The organism is Streptomyces sp. NPDC002130, from assembly GCF_040296465.1.
In the GTDB taxonomy this organism is placed as follows: Bacteria; Actinomycetota; Actinomycetes; order Streptomycetales; family Streptomycetaceae; genus Streptomyces.
This window is the reverse complement of record NZ_JBEOXI010000782.1, coordinates 1-1515: the sequence shown is the minus strand read 5'-3', so window position 1 is coordinate 1515 and position 1515 is coordinate 1. Positions and strand designations below refer to the sequence as shown.

The window sequence follows — 1515 nt, the reverse complement described above, 5'->3', positions numbered from 1 at the left end:
GGTCACGGACGCTTGCGGCACGCACGGCGGCTTCTACCTGGGCTCCATCGGCGGCCCGGCCGCCCGTCTCGCCCAGGACTGCATCAAGAAGGTCGGCAACGGTTCGACATCGTCGAATTCTCCGATCACCCAGTTCTCCGATGTGATTGGTCTGGAAGTAAGCATGCAGTTCGCACCGATACGCCGCCTCGACGACCACGCACTTGCAGGTGCCGAGCTGCAATTGCGTGGGCCTGACAATTCCTCTCTGTGTTCGGCGCATGCCCTTCGCCGCGCCTCGCAATTGATGCAGCAACGCTCGGAATTCGACAGTCACAAACTGGCCATGTCCCGTACTGCACTCGCATGCACCGTCGCGGATCGCCTGCCGTTACTGGTGGCCGTTGACTCGGCTTCCCGAGCAGCTCTGAACGCTTCTGGTATCGAAGGAACGACGAGAAATCTGCAACGGATCGTCATCACGGTTGACAGCGCATCGGTGCTTGCCGATCCCCACAACTCTCTGGCAGTGATCAGAGAAGCCCGCGCGTGTGGGCGTCTGATTGCACTCGATGGTGTCGGCATCGACAAGCACTCGGCGACGCTGCTGTCTTTGGTCGAACCCGACATCATTGTCACTTCCGCGGAATTACTTTCCAAGGCAGCATATTTCGAAGTCGGAACGACGGTACATGCGCTCGGTGCCTACGTCGAGCGATCGAACGCGATTATCCTTGCCGAGGGTGTCGACTCGGAATCCGCCCGTCTTGCCGCAATCACTATCGGAGCCACATACGGAACGGGTGAGTTGTATCCCGCAGTCGACGATCCGAGTTCACTGTTGTCCGAACCGGTCGTCGCGATGCCCGACAGTCCGGTGTGGAGTGATCCCATCCCCGACGTCGGCACTCCCTACTCGATCGTGTCTGCTCACAGCCAGGTCCGGCGCGGTACCAAGCGACTGTTGATCCAACTGAGTAAGTCCCTCGAAACGCAAGCCGCCACATCGGGTTCCTCGATGCTTGTTCTGGGCACCTTTCAACAAGCCGAGCATTTCACCGCATCCACAGCAGCACGGTGGCGTCACCTCGCCGACACCGTTGGGTTCGCCGGTGTCTACGGTGTCGGACTGTCCGTGATGCTCGACGGTAAAGTGCAACACGCACCGCTCGACCCAGGTGATGATCTTGTCAACGAGTGGACGGTCGTCACTCTGGGACCACATCATGCTGCGATGCTGTCGGCGCGAGATCTTCATGACAACGGGCCAGATCTCGAGCGTACCTTCGACTTCGTGCAAACCTACGATCGCACCACCGTCACCCAGGCAGCACACTCTATCCTTCGTCGCTACCCCAAGACGAATTCGTGAACCCGGTGCCGATGTTCTCGCAGTTCGCCGCGAGCGCTGCCAGAGCGTTGATCGTGGCTAAGGACTGGACGGGCGCCGCGCCACGTTTCTATTGCTGCAGAGTTGACATTTTCGGGTCGGAGTTGTCGATGACGCAGTCCGCTCGGCTCCAGGGTCGTGCGGCC

The 1515-nt window shown here is 60.0% G+C and carries 1 protein-coding gene and 1 pseudogene; both read left to right on the top strand.

Annotation, left to right across the window (positions count from 1 at the left end):
* Positions 1 to 94: pseudogene (locus tag ABT116_RS45485) on the top strand (fumarate hydratase C-terminal domain-containing protein); the annotation flags it as partial.
* Between the two features lie 69 nt (positions 95 to 163).
* A complete protein-coding gene (locus ABT116_RS45480; protein ID WP_351646946.1) occupies positions 164 to 1351 on the top strand; it encodes a DICT sensory domain-containing protein in 1188 nt (395 codons plus the stop codon).
* Positions 1352 to 1515: the final 164 nt, after the last annotated feature.

Excerpts from the sequence above, each read along its gene's own strand:
- ABT116_RS45480 (WP_351646946.1), top strand. The coding sequence starts at position 164 with ATGCAGTTCGCACCGATACGCCGCCTCGACGACCACGCACTTGCAGGT.